Annotated in this window: 23 protein-coding genes; 5 read left to right on the forward strand and 18 right to left on the reverse strand. The window is 54.2% G+C overall.

Annotated features, from left to right (window positions below; all coding sequences use genetic code 11):
* Positions 1–6 precede the first annotated feature (6 nt).
* Complete coding sequence (locus WHS46_00365; GenBank protein MEJ5347126.1) at positions 7–414, reverse strand: cobalamin B12-binding domain-containing protein; 408 nt, start codon at positions 412–414, stop codon at positions 7–9.
* 50 nt (positions 415–464) lie between these two features.
* Entirely contained in the window at positions 465–2,144 is a 1,680-nt protein-coding gene (locus WHS46_00370) for a methylmalonyl-CoA mutase family protein (GenBank protein MEJ5347127.1), read from the reverse strand.
* Positions 2,145–2,559: 415 nt separating this feature from the next.
* On the opposite strand from WHS46_00370, the gene WHS46_00375 reads away from it, so the two are divergent.
* Entirely contained in the window at positions 2,560–2,919 is a 360-nt protein-coding gene (locus WHS46_00375) for a molybdenum cofactor biosynthesis protein MoaE (GenBank protein MEJ5347128.1), read from the forward strand.
* 292 nt (positions 2,920–3,211) lie between these two features.
* Here WHS46_00375 and WHS46_00380 read toward each other — a convergent pair whose 3' ends face one another.
* The 13 genes from WHS46_00380 to WHS46_00440 all read right to left on the reverse strand — a co-directional run bounded on the left by WHS46_00380 (position 3,212) and on the right by WHS46_00440 (position 15,116).
* A complete protein-coding gene (locus WHS46_00380) occupies positions 3,212–4,036 on the reverse strand; it encodes a hypothetical protein (GenBank protein MEJ5347129.1) in 825 nt (274 codons plus the stop codon).
* A gap of 279 nt (positions 4,037–4,315) precedes the next feature.
* Positions 4,316–5,251: a malate dehydrogenase gene (gene mdh, locus WHS46_00385; protein MEJ5347130.1), complete on the reverse strand. Its 936-nt coding sequence runs from the start codon at positions 5,249–5,251 to the stop codon at positions 4,316–4,318.
* 15 nt (positions 5,252–5,266) lie between these two features.
* Positions 5,267–7,303 (reverse strand): pyruvate carboxylase subunit B, encoded by a 2,037-nt coding sequence (locus tag WHS46_00390; GenBank protein ID MEJ5347131.1) that lies wholly within the window; start codon positions 7,301–7,303, stop codon positions 5,267–5,269.
* Positions 7,304–7,349: 46 nt separating this feature from the next.
* On the reverse strand, positions 7,350–7,559 hold the full coding sequence (locus tag WHS46_00395; GenBank protein ID MEJ5347132.1) for a hypothetical protein: 210 nt from the start codon (positions 7,557–7,559) through the stop codon (positions 7,350–7,352).
* 111 nt (positions 7,560–7,670) lie between these two features.
* Positions 7,671–8,225, reverse strand: coding sequence for an HDIG domain-containing metalloprotein (locus WHS46_00400; GenBank protein MEJ5347133.1), 555 nt, complete (start codon positions 8,223–8,225; stop codon positions 7,671–7,673).
* A gap of 25 nt (positions 8,226–8,250) precedes the next feature.
* Positions 8,251–8,580 carry a Rho termination factor N-terminal domain-containing protein gene (locus WHS46_00405; protein MEJ5347134.1) on the reverse strand — a complete coding sequence of 110 codons (330 nt, stop codon included), beginning with the start codon at positions 8,578–8,580 and terminating at the stop codon, positions 8,251–8,253.
* A complete protein-coding gene (locus tag WHS46_00410; protein MEJ5347135.1) occupies positions 8,573–9,397 on the reverse strand; it encodes a slipin family protein in 825 nt (274 codons plus the stop codon). The genes WHS46_00405 and WHS46_00410 overlap by 8 nt, the downstream gene beginning before the upstream one ends.
* Positions 9,398–9,414: 17 nt before the next feature.
* Positions 9,415–10,764 carry a nodulation protein NfeD gene (locus WHS46_00415; GenBank protein ID MEJ5347136.1) on the reverse strand — a complete coding sequence of 450 codons (1,350 nt, stop codon included), beginning with the start codon at positions 10,762–10,764 and terminating at the stop codon, positions 9,415–9,417.
* Positions 10,765–10,799: 35 nt separating this feature from the next.
* Entirely contained in the window at positions 10,800–11,717 is a 918-nt protein-coding gene (locus WHS46_00420; GenBank protein MEJ5347137.1) for a uracil-DNA glycosylase, read from the reverse strand.
* A 384-nt stretch (positions 11,718–12,101) separates the two neighbouring features.
* Complete coding sequence (coaBC, locus tag WHS46_00425; GenBank protein ID MEJ5347138.1) at positions 12,102–13,304, reverse strand: bifunctional phosphopantothenoylcysteine decarboxylase/phosphopantothenate--cysteine ligase CoaBC; 1,203 nt, start codon at positions 13,302–13,304, stop codon at positions 12,102–12,104.
* 5 nt (positions 13,305–13,309) lie between these two features.
* Positions 13,310–13,855: a hypothetical protein gene (locus WHS46_00430; protein ID MEJ5347139.1), complete on the reverse strand. Its 546-nt coding sequence runs from the start codon at positions 13,853–13,855 to the stop codon at positions 13,310–13,312.
* A gap of 20 nt (positions 13,856–13,875) precedes the next feature.
* On the reverse strand, positions 13,876–14,505 hold the full coding sequence (locus WHS46_00435; GenBank protein ID MEJ5347140.1) for an MBL fold metallo-hydrolase: 630 nt from the start codon (positions 14,503–14,505) through the stop codon (positions 13,876–13,878).
* An 86-nt stretch (positions 14,506–14,591) separates the two neighbouring features.
* Positions 14,592–15,116 carry a nitroreductase gene (locus WHS46_00440; GenBank protein ID MEJ5347141.1) on the reverse strand — a complete coding sequence of 175 codons (525 nt, stop codon included), beginning with the start codon at positions 15,114–15,116 and terminating at the stop codon, positions 14,592–14,594.
* Between the two features lie 171 nt (positions 15,117–15,287).
* Between WHS46_00440 and WHS46_00445 the strand changes: the two genes are divergently transcribed.
* From WHS46_00445 to mlaD, 4 genes are all read left to right on the forward strand, one after another.
* A complete protein-coding gene (locus tag WHS46_00445; GenBank protein ID MEJ5347142.1) occupies positions 15,288–15,617 on the forward strand; it encodes an STAS domain-containing protein in 330 nt (109 codons plus the stop codon).
* 2 nt (positions 15,618–15,619) lie between these two features.
* Complete coding sequence (locus tag WHS46_00450) at positions 15,620–16,447, forward strand: ATP-binding cassette domain-containing protein (GenBank protein MEJ5347143.1); 828 nt, start codon at positions 15,620–15,622, stop codon at positions 16,445–16,447.
* A gap of 9 nt (positions 16,448–16,456) precedes the next feature.
* Entirely contained in the window at positions 16,457–17,251 is a 795-nt protein-coding gene (locus WHS46_00455) for an MlaE family lipid ABC transporter permease subunit (GenBank protein MEJ5347144.1), read from the forward strand.
* A gap of 119 nt (positions 17,252–17,370) precedes the next feature.
* Entirely contained in the window at positions 17,371–17,826 is a 456-nt protein-coding gene (gene mlaD / locus WHS46_00460; protein ID MEJ5347145.1) for an outer membrane lipid asymmetry maintenance protein MlaD, read from the forward strand.
* Between the two features lie 68 nt (positions 17,827–17,894).
* On the opposite strand, the gene WHS46_00465 is transcribed toward mlaD, so the two are convergent.
* The 3 genes from WHS46_00465 to WHS46_00475 form a co-directional block, all read right to left on the reverse strand.
* A complete protein-coding gene (locus WHS46_00465; protein ID MEJ5347146.1) occupies positions 17,895–18,155 on the reverse strand; it encodes a hypothetical protein in 261 nt (86 codons plus the stop codon).
* Positions 18,156–18,224: 69 nt separating this feature from the next.
* Complete coding sequence (locus WHS46_00470) at positions 18,225–19,247, reverse strand: L,D-transpeptidase family protein (protein MEJ5347147.1); 1,023 nt, start codon at positions 19,245–19,247, stop codon at positions 18,225–18,227.
* Between the two features lie 74 nt (positions 19,248–19,321).
* A complete protein-coding gene (locus tag WHS46_00475) occupies positions 19,322–20,062 on the reverse strand; it encodes a 5-formyltetrahydrofolate cyclo-ligase (protein MEJ5347148.1) in 741 nt (246 codons plus the stop codon).
* Positions 20,063–20,082 lie beyond the last annotated feature (20 nt).

Consider the following 20,082-nt stretch of genomic DNA (forward strand, 5'->3'; position numbering starts at 1 on the left):
CCTCCGCTAATCGCGGCGGCGAACATTTTGTTTGATAAATTCCACAATCTTGGCCGTGGGGGTTCCCGGACCGAAGATTTCGGCCACTCCCGCCTTTTTCAGTTCCGGCACATCTTCCGACGGGATAATGCCGCCGCCGACCACCAGAACATCGTCGAGACCTTTTTCCTTGAGAAGCTGGACCACTCGAGGGAAGAAATACATGTGCACGCCTGAAAGGCTGGAAAGTCCTACCACGTCGGCGTCTTCCTGCAAAGCGGTTTCCACGATCATTTCCGGAGTTTGCCGAAGCCCCGTGTACACCACTTCCATACCGGCTTCCGCAAAAATGCGGGCCAAGAGCTTAGCGCCGCGATCATGGCCGTCCAGGCCGGGTTTAGCCACGATGATCTTGATCTTGCGTTCCTGTGCCATGGCTGTGACTCCTTCTCTGCGCTCTCTGCACCTCTGCGGTGAAATTTTCCCTACACGAATTCCTTCGGCCGGTATTCCCCGAAGATTTCCCGCCATACATCGCAGATTTCGCCGATGGTGGCTCGGGCTTTCACAGCTTCAATCACGGCCGGCATAACATTTTCATCCGACTGGGACACTTCACGCAGCTTGTCCAGAGCCGCTTTCCATTTAGCCTGGTCTCTTTCGGCGCGTAACTTTTGAAGCTTGGCCGCTTCAATTTCCCCGACTTTCATGTCCACCTTGAGCAGGTTTGTGGGTTCAGGTTCTTCCATGGTGTATTTATTGATTCCCACATAAACCCTCTCTCCTGACTCGATTTCCTTCTGAAATCGGTAGGCGCTGTCTTGAATTTCCTTCTGGATATAGCCTTGTTCGATGGCGGCAAGGGTCCCGCCCATGGCATCGATCTTTTTGATGTATTCTTCGATTTCCGCTTCGATTTTATCCGTCATGGCTTCTACGAAGTAAGATCCGGCCAAAGGATCGATGGTATCCGTAGCGCCGCTTTCTTCGGCCACGATCTGCTGGGTGCGCAGGGCGACCGTCACCGCTTCCTGTGTGGGCAGACACAGGGCTTCATCATAGGAATTGGTGTGCAGGGACTGGCATCCTCCCAGGGCCGCCGCATAAGCCTGCAAGGCCACGCGAACGATATTGTTCAGAGGCTGCTGAGCCGTCAGGGTGACTCCGCCCGTCTGCACATGGTAACGCATCATCATGGACCGTGGGTCTTTGGCTCCGAAGCGTTCCTTCATGATACGAGCCCACACTCGCCGACCTGCTCGGAACTTGGCCACTTCTTCCAAAACGTTGGTGAACGCGTTGAAGAAGAAGCTTAGGCGCGGGGCGAAACTGTCCACGGCAAGTCCTCGATCCACACAAGCCTGCACATAAGCGATACCGTCGGCGATGGTAAAAGCCATTTCCTGCGCCGCTGTGGATCCCGCTTCGCGAATGTGGTAGCCGCTGATGGAAATGGTGTTCCATTTGGGAACGTTTTTGAAGCAGTAATCGATAAGATCCACCGTGAGGCGCATGCTGGGTTTGGGCGGAAAGATGTACTGGCCGCGGCAGATAATTTCTTTGAGGATATCGTTCTGGACCGTCCCGCCCACCTTGTCAAAAGGAACCCCCTGTTCTTCGGCGATGGCCAGATACATGGCCAGAAGCACCGTAGCCGGAGCGTTGATGGTCATAGATGTCGTGACCTTATCGAGCGGGATACCGTCGAAAAGGATTTTCATATCGTCCAGGGAATCGATGGCGACACCCACTTTACCCACTTCCCCCATGGACAGAGGATGATCGCTGTCATAGCCGGCCTGGGTGGGAAGATCGAACGCGACGCTTAAGCCCGTCTGACCTTGTTCCAAAAGGTAGCGATACCGAGCGTTGCTTTCTCGAGCGTTTCCGAACCCGGCATACTGGCGCATGGTCCAGAAGCGGCCTCGATACATCGTGGGCTGGACCCCTCGGGTAAAAGGGTACTGGCCCGGATAGCCCAAATCCCGCTCATAGTCCATGCCCGACACATCCAAAGGCGTATAGAGCCTTTCTACGGGTGTTCCCGAAATGCTGGTAAAAACCTGTTTGCGTTCGGGTGCCTTGGGCAGGGTTTTGGCCAAAGTGGTTTTTTCCCAGTTGTCTTTTCCTGCCCGAATACGTTCCAGTGCCTTGTCGTCAAACATGATGACCCTCCTCAATCGCTTTCCGCGTTGGCCCAAAAACGCTCGAGGCTTGCTGGAGCCACCGCTCCTTAAAGCCTTCAAGCGTCGAAAAAATTTTGTCGTGCACAAAGGATTGACAAAAACCGGAAACACTGGCAGGGACAATAGACATCGGCAAGCCCGCTCGACGAGGCATTTCGTTGAAGCATGCGATGTGCTGGCGGATTCGGCCTCGGGCCGATGCGGGTCTTGAGCCCGTCACGGTTCCTGTCCCGTTTGATACGTCCGAATGGGAATCGACCGATGGATAAGCCGCGTGAATTTTCACAAGGACCAATGACTTATACCTTGAGGGGTAAAGGGATGCAAGAGGGATGGTGAACAGGGCACATGTGTTTTTCCTGAAGCGACACCTGGAAAGGTAAAGGACAAGACTATGGTGACATTGCAAGGAATGATCGACGATTTGAAAAAGAAGCTGGATCCTGCCAAGGTCGGTATGTATGCCTGCCATAACGGCGTGGTGCGTGGCACCAGCCGGGATGGAGCTCCCGCGGTGGCTCTGGACATCGATTGCGATTGGGAAGCCTGGACCCGAGTGCTTTCCGAGGTTCGGTCTCGGCCGGGAATTGCCGCCGTGGAAGCCTACCTGTACACGGGACGACGCCAGGTGGGTGATGATGTGTTGTTGATCGTGGTGGCCGGCGATATTCGAGAAAATGTCTTCCCCGTCCTGGAAGAGACGCTCAACAGGCTGAAAAAGGAAGCCGTCAAGAAGCGCGAGTGGCTGGCGTAGAAGTTTGGAGAGAATCTAAGCAGGCGACGGTTTTCCAAGGGACCGGAGGACCTGCCGGTGAAACCAAGGACTCCTACTTCATTGGCTGTCAAACCGCCAATCTTGACGCTCTCAGAGCCTGCCCGAGAACCCACTTGTCCCTGGGAGCTCGGGCGTCCGGCCAGAAAATAAGCCGGCCGAACGCCTTGTGCTTCAAGAGCGCAGTTTCGGGTTTACATGGGCGAGGCCCCGCCTCGTCCCTACCTTAAAAGGCATGGGATGCAGCGGTCGTTGTGCGTTCTTGGGCAAGCTCCTAGGCCACCCTGCGCTTAAGTTCAGCAAGATCGTATTCCAGCTTTAAAACCCGAGTCTCAAGCTCATGATATTCCTCCCGGCGCACTGTGACCTCATAGAGCCTTCCGTAGACACCTTCGATCTGGTGTAGGAGCTCTTCCCTAAGTGAAGCAATGCGCTCGTTAGTTTTATCGATGCGTTGTGTGAGGTCCATTCGGACAGCGTCGACGCGTGAGGTGAGTTCTTCTCTAAGGGTGTCAATGCGCTGGTTGGATTCATCAATGCGTTCATTGGTCTTATCAATGCGTTCGTTGGTTTTATCAATGCGATGTGTAAGATCAACCCGGACATCATCGATGCGTTGTGTAAGTTCCGCTCGGACAGCATCGATGCGTTGTGTGAGGTCCATGCGGACACCCTCAATGCGTTGGGTGAGTTCTTCCCGGACAGCATCAATGCGTTGTGTGAGGTCCATGCGGACACCCTCAATGCGTTGGGTGAGTTCTTCCCGGACAGCATCAATGCGTTGTGTGAGGTCTACCCGGACAGCGTCGATACGCTCCGTGAGCTCTTCCCGGAGGGCGTCAATGCGCTCGTTGGTTTTATCAATGCGCTCGTTGGTTTTATCAATACGCTCGTTGGTCTTATCAATGCGATGTATAAGCTCTTCCCGAATAGCATCGATGCGTCGGCTTTGATCCACCAGATGTGCATTGAGATCATCGAGGCGCCTGTGAACTGCGGCCAAATGTGTTTTCACCTCGGACTGCTCCTGCCGGATGTGGTCCAGTTCAGGAACAATCAATTCTTGCAAAGCCGCGCGAATGGCTTCTTTGATCTCCATAAGTTTCACCTTCCGTAGAGCGAATGGAGGCCAAGCTGAAATGCGCCGATTTATTTCCCTTTCCTCTTCTTTTTGTCACTACCTTTATCCTAAAGCCGATACCTTTGAAGGGTCAAGCAGCCTCTTTTTCCTCAACCCTCTTTGGGTGCATGGCTTTCATGAGGTGGTGAAATCTGTGGCCTTGACGACCTGGACGGGCTCACGAGGGAGTTTCACAACAGGCTGAAAAAGAAAGGGGCACGGCCCACGCCGTGCCCCTCCACGCCAGTCCCACAACCTTTACAGGTTGATCTTTTGCACCAAAGATTTCACGGCGTCCACGGACTTCTGAAAGGCCTCCTTTTCTTCCGGAAGCAGCTTGATTTCGATGACCTGTTCCACACCGTCGGCACCCAGTTTGACCGGAACCCCCACAAAATACCCACCGACGCCGTATTCCTTATCACAGTAAGCTGCACACGGCATGATGCGTTTCTTATCCTTGAGGATGGATTCGGCCATGCTCACCGCCGAGGCCGACGGGGCAAAAAACGCACTACCCGTTTTCAGTAAATTGACGATTTCCGCCCCACCGTTTCGTGTGCGTTCCACCAGAGCTTGAATCTTTTCCGAAGGCAAAAGGTCGGGAAGGGGAATACCTGCCACGGTGGAGTACCTGGGCAGCGGCACCATGGTGTCACCATGACCGCCAAGCACGAAGGCCGTGACATCTTCCACGGAAACATTCAGTTCCATGGCGATAAAGGCTCGAAAACGGGCGGCATCCAACACACCGGCCATGCCCATGACACGGTTGGTGGGAAACCCGCTCACCTTGTGAGCTACATACACCATGGCGTCCAGAGGATTCGAGACGACGATCAGGTAGGCATTGGGAGAATATTTGGCCACCTGTTCAGTGACGGCTTTGACGATTTCCGTGTTCTTGAACAACAGATCATCACGGCTCATGCCCGGTTTTCTCGGCAAGCCCGCCGTGATGATGACCACATCCGAATCCGCCGTGTCTTTGTAATCGTTCGTGCCGATAATCTGGGCATCAAAGCCTTCTACCGGTGAAGCCTGCAAGAGATCCAAGGCTTTGCCTTGAGGCATGCCTTCGATGATGTCGATCAGGCACACATCCCCCAATTCCTTGGCCGCAGCCCAGTGAGCCGCAGTCGCTCCCACAAACCCTGCACCGACCACCGTGATTTTTTTCCGCTTGAGACTCATTGTGCCCGCTCCTTTTCAACCGATCACGGCCAGGACATCGCCCTTTTGAACGCTATCGCCGTCCTTGTAGTTGATTTTGAGAACGGTTCCCGCCACAGGAGTGGTGATGGAGTTTTCCATCTTCATGGCTTCCAGAATAAGAACCACGTCCCCTTCCTTGACTGTGTCGCCTTCTTTCTTTTCATAGCGAATAATCATGCCCGGCATGGGAGCTTCAATGTTGGTGCCGCCCTTGACAGGAGCCGCCGCGGGTTTCGGAGCCGGTGCCGGGGCGGCCGGTTGCGGTGTCGGGGCGGGTGCGGGTCGAGGCGGAGGTGGAGGCACCATGGGTTGAGGGCCCATCGGTTGCGGTGCCACAGGCTGCACAGGCGCGGATGGGGCCGCCGGTTGAGCCATGGGCGTAATCTGGGTCACAAGAGGCATTCCGCCCACCTGTTCCACTTCCACTTGGAAGTATTCCCCATCCACGAACACGTTGAAGGTGCACACTCCGGGACCTTTCGGTGGAGCTTCCTTCTGAGGCTTTTCCACCAACAGGCCTGCCTTCGCCTTTTTCATAAGCTCCTCCTCCGCTTTGACCTGTTCCAATGTTTTGGGCTTGACCTCGTCCGGGATGGGTTCCAGGCCGTATTTCCAGCGCAGAAACCTCTTGCCCGTCGTGGGGTACAGGGCGTAGATGAGCACATCGTCAATGTCTTTGGCCAAGCCTTCCACATCCTTCTTGGCCTTTTCCAGTTCAGGCTCCAACACATCCGCGGGACGCACCGTGATGGGTGTTTCCCCGCGTGGATAGCCTTTAAGAGCTTTCTTTTGCACTTCGGGATCGATGGGCACCGGGGTTTTGCCGTAGAGGCCGTAACAGAGGTCTTTCACCTGAGCCGTGATCATCTTGTAACGTTCATCCTTGGTGTCGAACAGCACGTTGTTAACCGTCTGAATTCCCACAATCTGGCTCGTCGGTGTCACCAAGGGTACCTGGCCCAATTCACGCCTTACAATGGGCAACTGCCTAAACACGTCGTCCAGTTTGTCCAGAGCATCCATTTCCCGCAGTTGGTTCACCAGGTTGGACAACATGCCGCCCGGAGTTTGATGCAGCAACACATTGATGTCGATGATGGACATGCGATCATCCAGCAGATGCCGATACTTGGGAGAAATCTTTTCCATGTATTCGCTGCACTTGGCCAGAAGCTTGAGATCCATGCCCGTGTCGCGGTTGGTGCCTTTCAGGGCCACGACCAAAGGTTCCACGGCCGGATGCGAGGTGCGGTAGGCCCACGGGGACAAACAGGTGTCCACGATGTCCACGCCCGCTTCGATGGCCTTCAGCAGGGACATATCCGCCATGCCCGACGTGAAATGGCTATGGAGATGAATGGGAACTTTCACGTTTTCCTTGAGGGTCTTGATGAGAATGTACGCGTCATAAGGAGCGATGAGGCCGGCCATGTCCTTGATACAAATGGTGTCGGCGCCCATGTCTTCCAATTGCTTCGCCTTGGAAACATAGTATTCCAGGTTGTACACTTCACCGCCCATACGGGATTCGGTGAGCGAATAACAGATGGCGCCCTGAAAATGTTTGCCGTGCTTTTTGATGACCTTGACGGCCGTGTCGAAGTTACGAAAATCGTTCAGAGCATCAAAGACTCGAAAAATATCCATGCCGTTTTCACAGGCTCTTTCCACAAAGGCTTCCGCCACATCGTCGGGATAATTGCGGTAGCCCACCAGGTTCTGGCCGCGCAGCAACATGGAAAAAGGCGTGTTTTTAATATACTTTTTCAGAGTGCGAATGCGTTCCCAAGGGTCTTCACCCAAAAAACGGTGCATGGTGTCAAAAGTGGCTCCACCCCACACTTCCATGGAATAGAAGCCCACTTTATCCATATCTTCGGCGATGGGAAGAAAATCTTCCGTACGGCCTCGAGTGGCGAACAGAGACTGGTGTCCGTCTCGAAAGGTCAGATCCTGTATCTTTACGGGGTTCGTCACGGGAATGGGTTCATCCACGAGTCCGGCTGTCAACACGCCATGCTGTTCCGCCATTGTGTGTCTCCTTTTGATGTGGGAAGGGATCGAGAGAGGACAGCCATTATCGAGCGAGGCGCATCTGCCACAGACGCCTCATTTCCATCATGGATTGGCGACCCGAAAGCACCCAAGCACTGAACGGCGCGGCGGGTTTTGCAGGTTCCGGTGCGCGCATTGCCGGGGCTTGCGCGGCGGTCTGCGCCGCTTGGGCCTGCATATAAAACGCGACAGCCGCCGTGATGGCGGCAACGATTTTAGGCTCCACCTTCATGAGCACTCCTTCGTCGCGGCTTAGGCCGCTGTGACGGCCGGTTCCTTGTATGCAAGCCGGCGGTTCGCCGATGGCCACGCCACTGCGCCGGCTCCCTACAAATGCTGTTCCTTACAGCCCCAATTCCGAGGCCATGCCCGCCATGGCCTTAAGGCTCAAGGCAATGAAGTCATCCAGGGGCACATCAATCTTTTCGCATAACCGAATGTGATCCCGATTGACGGATCTGGCAAAATCCTTGCTCTTCATCCGTTTCTTGACGGACTTCACTTCCACGGCGGCGATCTTCTTTTCAGGATGCACCAGAGCCGCAGCCACCAGAAGCCCCGTGATGGTTTCCGCACAGGTGAGAGCGTAATCCAGGCGGGTGATTCTCTCGAGACCCAAGGCTTCGGCATTGTGACGCACGATCGCGTCCTTGACGGCCTGAGAAAGATCCGTGCCGTCCAACAGTTCCAATGTTTTCTTGCCGTGTTCGGCAGGGGTGTCTTTGGTGAGTTCGTAGTCCAGATCGTGCAAAAGTCCGGCAATGGCCCAGGATTCTTCGTCTTCTTGAAATCGCCGGGCCATTTCCCGCATGATCGCCTGGGTTGCCAGACAATGCTTCTTGAGGGTGTCTGTATGGATGTGTTTGTCGAGGATTTCTAGGGCATCTTCGTAGGTCATGAGTTTGTTCGAGACCCTCCCCGAGTTAGGCTGCCCGGCGTGTTTTTTTCTTGAGGTTGCTGATACGGCGACGGAATGCGTCCGCCAACTTGGTGTTTCCCGCTTCCTTGGCTTCGTCGCGTTTTCGACGCAGTTCTCGAATCTTGACCTTTAAGGCTCGCACATCCACCGCCTTCTGTTTGGTGCTTTCATCCGCAATGCCCTTGGCTTGCTTGATGGCGGCGATGAGTTCCGCCTTGTTCATGGCGTGAACCCCTACGATGCCTTCCAGCTTAAGGGCCAACTCACGCAATTCCTTGGCGGTCATTTTGTCTAAAGGTTTTTCCTTGACCTGCTTTTCCTTCTTCTTACCCATTGTCCGACTCCTTCTTCGCTTTCGCCGTCGTCACACCCACATCCGAAAGAAAAGGCCTAATGAGATCAATCGGCACCGGAAAGATGGTGGTGGAATTGTTTTCCGAGGCAATCTCCCTTAAGGTCTGCAAATACCGAAGCTGCATGGCCATGGGATTTTCCTGGATGATCTGCGCTGCTTCGCGGAGTCGATCGGCGGCCTGGAATTCTCCTTCCGCATGGATCACCTTGGCTCGCCTTTCCCGTTCCGCTTCCGCCTGACGCGCCATGGCCCGCTGCATTTCCTGCGGTAAATCGATATGTTTCAGTTCCACAACCGTGATCTTGATACCCCAGGGGTCCGTGTGGCGATCCAAAATGTCCTGAAGATGCGCGTTGATCTTTTCCCGTTCCGCCAACAATTCGTCCAGTTCCGCCTGCCCGCAGACACTGCGCAGCGTGGTTTGGGCAAGCTGACTTGTGGCGTAAAGATAATTTTCCACGCTGATCACAGCTTTCACCGGATCCACCACGCGAAAGTAAATGACCGCATTGACTTTGACGGACACATTATCCCGCGTAATCACATCCTGTGGAGGCACATCCGCCGCCACGAGACGTAAACTTACCTTTTGCATTCGATCAATGAGGGGAATTAGAATAATGAGGCCCGGACCTTTAGCCGCTATCACACGCCCCAAACGAAACACCACACCCCGTTCGTACTCATTGAGCACGCGAATGGCGTTGGCCAGAAACAACACCACCAGGACGACAACCGTCGCCAGGCCGTAAAGGGACATAAAAACCTCCGATATTTCAAGGAAAATCAAATCCATTTCTGAGGCAACGCCCCCTATTTATCATTGATTCTGGTGACGTGCAACTTCAAATTCCGAACGGAAACCACACGCACGCGGGCTCCTTCCGGAACAGGCTGATCGCTTTCGGCGTTCCAGAGTTCCCCTTCCACGAAAACCTTTCCTTCTGGATTCAAGGCCTGGGTCACCGTGCCTTCAGCCCCGATGAGGGCTTCGACACCTACCTGAGGCCGTCGCATTTGGGCTCGAAAAGCCAAGGCGGCCACGGCGGCGAAGAAGGCCGACACCGTGAGCACCGTCGGTATAAAAACGGACATGGCCACTCGAAACGGTTGTCCCGGCACGTGAAAGAGCATGAGGGATCCCAAGATCAGGGATAGGGTTCCGGCTAGGCTGAGCATGCCGTAACTGGCTACTTTGATTTCCAGGATGAAAAAGATCACAGCCAGAACAATCAAAATGAAGCCTGCATAATTAACGGGTATGGTCTGCATGGCGTAGAAAGCCAGCACCAGACTGATGGCTCCAATGACACCGGGAAGAATCACACCGGGTTGGGACAGTTCGAAGTACAGGCCGGCCAGACCGATCATGAGCAAAATGTAAGCGATGTTGGGGTTACTGATGGCTCGAAGCACCTTGTGGCGCCATCCGGGTTCGATGGGCACGATCTCTTTGCCGTGCGTATGCAATGTGCGTTGGTATCCTTTGCGCTGCACCTGCCAGCCGTCCAGTTGCTTGACAAGATCCGGAATATCCTGAGCCACCAGATCGATGACATTTTTAGCAAAAGCTTCTTCCGCCGTAGCGGATACACTCTTTCGCACGGCTTCTTCAAGCCACTGCGCGTTTCGACCCCGTTCTTCAGCGATACTTTTCACGAAAGCCACCAGGTCGTTGACGACCTTTTCATTCATGGTTTCCGGAACATCCCCTCCCGTGGCCGTGACCGGATGCGCCGCGCCGATGTTGGTTCCCGGAGCCATGGCCGCCACATCCGCCGCCGCCGTGATAAAGACACCCGCCGACGCAGCCTGAGCCCCTCTCGGCGACACATAGACCACCACAGGAATCTTGGCGTTCATCATGGCTTTGACGATCCCTCGCATGGCGCTGACCAAACCGCCGGGGGTGTCCAGTTCCACGATAAGGCACTCGGCGCTTGCCTCTTCAGCCGTCTCAATGGCATGTTCAATGAAATCTTGAAGCCCTGGGTTAATGGTATCGTGCACGTGAATGATGTAGATGGGACGTTTGTCTTCGGCGGCCTGTGCGGAACATGGGACGAACCGCATGGTCCAGAGCAGCAACGCTAGGCACACCATGCCGAGGGGTGCGAGCCATCCGATGCGGTGCCTTTTCATGAAGCGGGAAAACTTGGGCATGGAAGCCCTCCTGTGCATCGATATCATGGGTTTCCCTAGGTTCTTTCTGTTTGAAGCAGTTCCATCACACCTTGAAGATCCTTCCAGGTGTCCGCTTTTTTCGATGCGTTACGCAAAAGATAAGCGGGGTGATAAGTGGCGATGAGCGGAATCCCTCGCCACAGGTGAATCTTACGCCGAAGATTTGAAATGAAGGCCGTGCTTCCCAGCAGTGTCTGACTGGCACATGCTCCCAAGGTACAAATAACCTGAGGTCGAATGGCTTCCAACTGCCGAATGAGAAAAGGAACACACTGGCGGATTTCTTCGGCCAAAGGGACACGGTTTCCCGGAGGACGGCACTTGACCACGTTACAGATGTAGACCTCTTGACGACGCAACCCCATGGCATGAATCATCTTGTTCAGCAACTGTCCTGCCTGACCGACGAAAGGTCTTCCCTGTTGATCCTCATCGGCTCCGGGACCTTCTCCGACAAAAACCAATCGTGCCGCCGCATCGCCTTCTCCGAAAACGATATGGGTGCGCCCTCGATGCAAAGGGCACCGGCGGCAATCCCCAAGGTCCGAGCGAATTTCTTCCAAAAGACGCCTTTTGGCTTCACGTTCCGCTTCGGGCAACGCCTCGTCGCTTGGCCGGGGACTTAGGCCCTTGTGTGAAAACGTTTGATTCCCTGGGAGCGCAAGTGTCCCGCCCGCATCATGCCCAGGCCGGAGGCTCGAGCTCCCAGGAAAACCGCCGCCTTTCATCGTTGTCAGACAGGGTCCTTGCAAAGCCGTAGGTTTCTCTTGACGGTCTTCCACGGTTTTTTCTTGGTCCTGCAGGATGGTGGTGTTTTCCTGTTGTGGCGCCGTGGAAGGAGTGGTAACGGGCAAAAGGACTTCACGCAACCCCCAGAGCCTCAGGCTGGAAAGTGTCGCTTGAAGGCTTCGTCGTTCCTGGTCGTGATCCAATGGTTTCTCCTTTTGCGACGTTGCGGATGCATCTGGAAACATATCAGGACACGTCCTTTAAAGTATAGACGTGTTTTCACCTCTTTGAAGGGGCGGGATTCATGGGCGTGCGTCGGTTTCGAACACGCCGGAATATTCTCTTGCGGTAAAAATGGTCCGGATAGCATGAAGAACTTGGGTTCTCCGCTAGCCATGGTGCCCAGGGGCGGACACGTCGGTCCGCCCCTCCAGATTCTTGGTGAAGGGCGCGGTGCATGATGTGCCCCTTTGGGGCTTTGCGGGGTGCGAGGCGGCCCCGTGGCTGCATGACGACAGGGTGTAGGGATTCTGGGCGGACACGTTGGTCCGCCCCAACAGATTGTTGGTCGATGTGTGCGGGGTGTTTTACGACAGCCACAGGGTTTCGATGCGGTCCAGAATGCGCCGTGCGGTTTCTTCCTTGGACAAACAGGGCAGCTCTTCCACTCCCCCGGTACGATCCAGGATTTTGACCACGTTGGTGTCGGTTCGAAAGCCTGCGCCGGGTTGTGTCAGATCATTGGCCACGATAAGGTCCAGGTTCTTTCTCTGAAGTTTTTCCGTGGCGTTTCGAATCAGCTGTTCCGTTTCGGCCGCGAACCCCACGAGGATTTGACCGGCTTTTTTTTCTTTGCCAAGGCTTGCCAAAATATCCGGGTTGCGCACCAGTCGAATCACCAAGTCCTTCTCATCTTTCTTGATCTTTTGTAGGGCGGTTTCTTCCGGTCTGTAGTCGCTGACGGCGGCGGCCATGATGACCAGATGAGCGTCCTGAGCCAAGGCTCGTACAGCCCCATCCATTTCTCGAGCCGTGGTGATTCGATGCGTGGGGACCCCGGGGGGATCGGGCAGGGAGGTGGGTCCGGTGACCAGGTCCACATGGGCGCCGCGTCGGGCTGCTTCCAAGGCCAGAGCAAAGCCCATTTTGCCTGAGGATGGATTGGTGATGAAGCGTACCGGATCAAAAGGTTCCCAGGTGGGTCCGGCAGTGACAAGAACCCTCTTGCCTTTGAGGGTCTGGGGGGTGAGAGCCCGGCATGTAGTTTCCAAAATGATGGAAAGATCCGCCAAACGTCCTGGACCTTCCTCACCGCAGGCCAAAGCCCCGGATTCCGGCTCCACAACCCAGACACCACGGCGCCGCAAGACGGCTAGGTTGTCTTGGGTGGCCGGATGAGTGTACATCTTGTGATTCATGGCGGGGCAGACGATCACGGGGGCTTCCGTGGCCAAGAGCACGGTGGTGAGGTAATCATCTGCGATGCCGCAGGCCATCTTAGCCAAGATATTGGCTGTGGCGGGGGCTAGAAGCACCACGTCTGCGGAGCGCGCTGCATGAATATGGCCGATTTCGGATTCCATGCCCAGGTCAAAGAGGTCTGTGAGAACCGGCCGACCTGAAAGCACCTGCAGGGTCAAAGGCGTGATAAACTGTTGCGCCGCCCGAGTCATGACCACTTGAACGGCGGCCCCCTCTTTGACCAGAAGGCGTCCCAGCTCCGCAGCCTTGTAGGCCGCGATGCCGCCCGTGACCCCAAGCAGAACGGTTTTGCCTCGAATTCTTTCCATGGAATTCATTGAATATTCTTACTTTTGATGGTGGAAGTTTCAGCCGGGGACGCATCGCTTGTGGGTTTCATGGTTCCGGATCGATGCTCTGCCATCGTGGGCACCACATAGACTTCCACGTAGGTGTTGTAGGTGCTTTCACGGATATTGATGATGCAAAACCGGTCCGGTTTTTCAAAAAGCAACACGGACTTTCGGTATCGAACATCGCCGCGGTGCTTCCAGTTTTCTCGAGCCATGGCTACCATGAAGAAATTGACGACAGAACCGGGTTCCACACGGCCCTTCAGGGTGAGCATGCCTCCTTTGACACCGCCCCCTTGAAAGACGGTGGATTCTTTGGTGACCAGCGAGAGTTCACTGGGAATAGGAATATCTGGAAAGTCGTAATAGCTGGGTGTGACCGTCGGTGCCGAGGCCGTAGTGGCAGGCGTGGATCCAGGCGTGGGAGACGAAGATGTCTGAGTGTTGAACCAAGCACAGCCACCCAGAGAAAGAACCAGAACGACGAGTCCCAGGAGTCCCGAAATTTTTCGAGCTTTTCGCTGCATGAACCGCCTCCTTTGATGGATCAGAAGAAAGGATTAAACCGTTTTTCTTGACCCACGGTCGTTTCCGGTCCGTGGCCCGGCAACACCCGTGTGGAATCGTCCAGAGGAAAGATCTTGCTTTTGACGGACTGAATGAGTTCCGTATAAGAGCCCCCGGGAAAATCGGTACGCCCTATGGACCCAGCAAACAGGGTGTCCCCCACGAAGAGAATCTTCGCTTCCGGCAGGTGAAAAGCGACATGCCCAGGCGTGTGCCCAGGGGTTTCCAGGACCCTGAGTTGAAGTTTTCCGAAACACAGCTCTTCACCTTCTTCAAGCCATTCATCCACTTTGCCTCGAGGCGAGCGAGCCGATGCTGTAAAGATAGCCCCCAAACCCACCTTATGGTCCATAAGCAAAGGTTCATCTTTGGGATGCAAAAAGATAAGGCCGCCCAGCTTTTCCTTCAGGGTCCAAGCGTCCAGCACATGATCGAAATGGCCGTGAGTGTTTAAAACGGCCGCCAGATTTAATCCAAGCTGCTCCAGACGCCCGATGATTCTCGGCGCGTCGCCTCCGGGGTCGATTACCACAGCTTGCCGGGTTTCTTCATCAGCGAGCAAGTAGCAGTTAGTTTGCAGCATTCCCACAACAAGTCGTTCCAGGATCATGAAGGCTCCTCTCCAGGTATCGGGCTGGCGGCGGAAACCAGCGATCCGGGGTTTTCAACCGGCGAAATGACCTTTCATGGCGGCTTTTAGCGTTCCAACACAATGAGTTCTTCCAAAGGTCGACGATGGGACTTTTGTTGTCGATGGGCCGGATGGCCCAAAGCGATCACCGCCATGAGCTCCAGACGGTCCGGAAGACCCAGTCTTTCTCGAACAGCTTCTTTATTCTTGAGAATTTCTCCGATCCAGACGGCTCCAAGCCCGTACGCATGAGCCGCCAACAAAAAATTCTGAATAGCCGCTCCTACGGCCTGACAGTCCTTCACATAGTCGTAGGATCCTTCCTTATCGAGAAAAACGGGCACAAGCACCGCCGCCGCCTTCAGGGTCGCACTGTAACGAGTCAGCCCGGCGAGCTTTTCTTTCCATGCCGGATCCCAGATGAGAGCGAAACGCCACGGTTGATTGTTCAAGCCTGAAGGAGCCCAGGATGCGGCTCGCAATAATTCCAGCACCGTTTTTCGATCCACCGGAGCGTCACTGAAGTGGCGCACACTGCGCCTTTCGTAAATGGCCGTTAAAACATCGGGAAAAGAAGTATTTGTGTCCATGAAAACTCCTCGATGCCTTTGATGCCTTGAATCATGCCGACTTAATGGCTTGCGTTTTCCATAACGAGGCATCAATATATTCGCACTGTACGGGAAGGGTCAAGGAAAGCTCAGAGCATTCTTCATGGATTTGTAGCCCGGCGTTCTATGGCTCGGCAGTAAGGAGGAACGGTGGCGTTTTCCGTAACATGGGAACAGGACGGAACGGGTCGGATTGTTTTGGACGGAATCTTGGATCGAGATACGGTGCCGGAAGTGCGTCGCCGCCTTTTTCGAGCCGTTTTAAGTAAGCGTCCCAGGCGTCTTTTCTTGAATCTTTCTACCGTCGAACGCATGGATACAGCCGGGTTGGCGCTTCTTGTGGAATTAAGAAATGCAGCCACACGGCAGGGAGGAGCATTTTACTTGGAAGAGGTCCCTGAAAGTGTTCAAAGGCTCATCGGCTTGGCTCGATTGGAAAACCTTCTGGCGTCACCGAACCAAGGACCTTCAGGACAATAAGGATGGCACAGGGCGACACAGGTCTTACCGATTCCATCATTCAAGTTCGAAACCTCAGCAGCAGCTATGGCGGCCGCAGCGTGCTTCATGAGGTCAGTTTCAGTATTCCCAAGGGCAAAGTGACGGTCATTATGGGAGTGAGCGGCTGTGGCAAAAGCACGCTCCTGCGCCACCTTATCGGCCTTAAACCTTCTTCTCCTGAATCTCTTTTCGTGGATGGCGCCGATGCAGGCCTTTTCACCCCCGCTCAGTGGAACGCATACCGAAAGCGCATCGGGGTCCTGTTTCAAGGGGGTGCCTTGTTCAGTTCCCTGTCGGTCCGGGACAATTTGGCGGTGCCTCTGCGCGTGCACACACGGCTTGCCGAAAGCACCATTCGCATCATTACGGACATAAAACTGCACCAGGTAGGGCTCACGGAGTTCGGCGAGTTTATGCCGTCCCAATTGAGTGGAGGTATGCGCAAGCGTGCCGGGTTGGCTCGAGCCATGGTTATGGACCCGGAGATTCTTTTCGTGGATGAACCCTCGTCGGGTTTGGATCCCATCACGGCGGCGGGGCTGGATGATCTTCTGGTGGAGCTTAAACATGCCATGGGCATGACCCTGGTGGTGGTCACCCATGAATTGGAAAGCGCCTTTCGCATTGCCGACCAGATCGTGGTGATGGATGCCGGAAAAGTCTTGGTGGCTGGAACTCCCGAGGCGGTTCGGTCCAGTGAGGATATTCGAGTGCGCCAGTTTTTGGAACGACGTCCCGATGCAAGGGCCGTGGATCAGGAACGCTATGAGAAGAGACTGGCGACCATGGGCGCCAAAAAGAGGGCATAGGAGTCGAACGTGTCCCAGGTGATTTATTTTCTTGATCAATTAGGCCGATGGGGTTTGAATCATGCTCAAAAGACAGGCCGTGCCGGTCTTTTTCTCTTTGACGCGCTGCGAGGTGTTTTTCGTCCCCCCCAGAAATTTCATAGCATCGTCCGTCATGTGTATTTCATCGGAACCAAATCCTTTTTCGTGATCGGGTTTACCGCGGCCTTTACGGGAATGGTTCTGGGACTGCAGGGCTATTACACTCTGTCCAAATTCGGTTCCGAAGGACTTTTGGGAGCAGCCGTGGCCTTGAGCCTCATTCGGGAATTGGGTCCGGTTCTTTCCGCTCTGATGGTGACCGGACGGGCTGGATCGGCCATTTGCGCCGAAATTGGTATCATGCGTATTGAGGAGCAGATCGACGCTCTGGAGTGCATGGCCATTGATCCTCATGCCTATTTGGTGTCTCCGCGTTTTGTCGCTTCACTCATAGCGCTGCCTTTGCTGACCGCGTTCTTTGATGTCGTGGGTATTATCGGCGGTTACTTGGTGGGGGTTTCCCTTTTGGGGGTGAATCCCGGAGCCTACCTGGATGGGATGCAAAAGTCTGTGGAATGGGTGGATGTGTCCATGGGCATCGTTAAATCCTTTCTTTTTGCGGTGCTTTTCATATGGGTTTGCACCTATAAGGGATTTTACGCCGGCGTGGATGAGGGACGTTTCGGCCCCGAAGATGTGAGCCGGGCCACGACAGACGCGGTGGTCATTTCTTCTGTAGCCATTTTGGTGAGTGATTACGTCGCTACATCTTTGCTGCTTTAGCCATCTCAAAAAGGGCATGAGGAGCGGCCGGCGGGAAAGATCGAGACTTTTTGTGCAGAGGTGAACACCAAGGTAAAAATCGTCAAGAGATGCGCTGAATAGACTTGGGAGAAGTGCTGATGAATCGCCAATCGTGGACCGTGGAGACAGGCGTAGGGCTCTTTATTCTTATCGGTTTGGTCTGTGTCGCCTATTTATCGTTTAACCTGGGAGATGTGCGTCTTTGGGGAGGGGGGGACTACACCGTCTATGCGCGCTTTTCCAATGTCTCAGGCCTGAAAAAGAAGGCTGCTGTAACCATGGCCGGTGTGGAAATCGGTCGTGTGGAAGATATTAAGCTTCAAGACGGGGCCGCCGTGGTGACGCTGCGCATTCAAAGGGATGTGCAATTGGAAGAGGACGTCATTGCCAGCATCAAAACCATGGGCATTATCGGGGATAAGTACATTGCTGTTTCCGCAGGGGCCTCCGACGAAGTCATTCACCCCTACGGGTGGATTCGAGAAACACAACCGCCTTTAGATGTGGAGGAGTTGGTGGGCAAATTCGTTTTCGGCACCATGGATAAAAAGTGATTCAGAGAAAAAAGCCGGCACGCAGCGCCGGCTTTTTTCTTTGTAGGAAACGGATAAATACAGCGTTGTTACTTCTTCATGTGTTTCATGAAAATCGATTCGCACTTGTTGGCCATCTTTTCTGCGCGATCGGCGGCCGCTTCGGCGCGACGAGCGGCGTTTTCACAGGCCTGAACATTGCCGACTTGCGCCTTTTCCAAGGCATCCAGTCTTTGCATCATCTGGTCCTGTTGCGCCTGAAGCTGCTTGACGGCGCTTTGGCTGGCGCAGCCACCAAGAACCGATGTGCACAATGCGAGAACAAAGACAACCGCTAGGACCCTTTTCATGACTCTTTCCTCCTGTTAAGTATGTTGGAACACCCAAAACCAACTCCTCGCACTCTCCAGCGCTGAATTCTAGAAGGCGTTTCTGCCGAAATCAAGGGGATTTTTGCTGCTGCGTAAGTCTTCCACCAAAATGGTGAAAATCGGAGGTTCCAGTGTACTCACGTCCGTAGGGACTCCGTTTTGAAGACGCACGGCCAAAGCGAATCGCCTCCGATCCACTTTGGAAGCCCATGGGGAGCGATCCAATTTTTCCATGGCATAGCGTTGGTAGTCGGGGATTTTTTTATAAACATCCGGATGGGCTTCCACGTAAACACGACCGTTTTTGATTCCAAGTTTTACAGGTTCATAAATAATTTCTAAACGAGTGCCCACGGCCACCTGAGGGTAGAGAATACGGATGTGCTCCGGATAGCACCGAATACAGCCGTGACTCACGAGCCGTCCCACGCCCCAGGGCATATGAGTTCCATGAATGCCGTAAGGGCCTATGGACAATTTCATCATGTATTCTCCAAGGGGATTTTCCGGTCCGGGCGGCATCACTTTCATTCCGTATTTGGCTTGCAAGGATTCCGGTATATACCACGCAGGGTTGGGTCTCTTTTCCGCAATATAGCCTTCCTTGATGGGTGTTTCCCATCCTTCATCGCCGATACCGATGGGATAGGTCTGGACGGTTTTGGAGCTTTTGTCAAAGAAGTAGAGTCGCAGTTCGGGAATGTTGATGACCAAGGCTTCCAGCCGAGTGGGAGGAAGCACCCAGAGAGTGGGAATCATGAGTCTCGTTTGTTTTGGTGGAAGCCAAGGATCCATGAGGGGATAGAGCAGAGCCATTTCATTGTAGCCCAAGCCGTGGGCTCGAGCGATGTCCAAAAGGGATTCCCCTTGTTTGACCAAATGAAGGCGTGGTTTCCCTACGACAGTTTCCGATTCAAAATTGTAAGGGTACTTGATCACTTGAGCCGTATACTTGGTTCCGTCTGCAAAGGTCACCACCGGAAAGACCTGAGTCAGAAGAAAGATGCCGACCGTGAGCATCCACAGCCTTTGAAATTGTTTCAGGAATCCCAGGTGTTTTAAGGAATTCATGGCGTCTCAACATCCTCTTTGGCATCGGAAGTTTGAAACCCTGCGGACATATCGATCCGCTCCCATAAACGAACTTACGGAAATCTGCAAGGAAAAGACGTGTCTTTCCCTCCTTTTAGAAAAAAAAGAACATCGTTTCGACGAATGGATTTTTTATCCAATAACGTCCATAAAATAGGCACACGTGCGTTTTCATGCCAGGTGGTTTGAAGGATTCTCCTTTCCGTGACGATCCAGTGAAGGGGGGCATCGTTGGATTTCATGGGTATGGTTTCCAGAACACGGGTGTCGGGGGCGACTCCCACCACAACCGTGCCGGCATGAAGCCATTCCAGAGCACCCAAACATGCCACCTGTAAATCCATCAGTCCCGATCCGTCTCCGAGGCGGCCACCGTCATGGGACGCCGCAAGACAGGGCATGACCACAACATCCAATCGGACTTTTTCTCCTAGGCGATAACGAACGTTGCGAGCCCATGGATTGGGCGATCGAAAGGAAGCGGCGGCGCCTCTTTGAGGGCGAGGAATCTTTTGGGGATTCACAAGATAAAAGCCCTGATGCATTTTGGGAGAGGAAAAGATCAGGTTTTTTCCGTCCAAAAGGATATTCAAGGCGGTCTGTCGAAAGAAAGCCGTAGGCGGTACGAGAATGCAGGAAGCCTTTTGATAGACCGTCCATCGGCGCAGTCTTTCGGCGATCTTGCCTGAACTGGAGTCCAAAAAGGTGTTGAAAATCGACGTTTCCGTCTCGGACTGCAAACGTGCTCGAAGAGCGTTCTTCAAAGCCGAGATCTCTTGATCGTCCACGGGCATTCAGTCTCCTTTCGGCAAAA

The organism is Desulfosoma sp., assembly GCA_037481875.1.
Taxonomy (GTDB): domain Bacteria; phylum Desulfobacterota; class Syntrophobacteria; order Syntrophobacterales; family DSM-9756; genus Desulfosoma.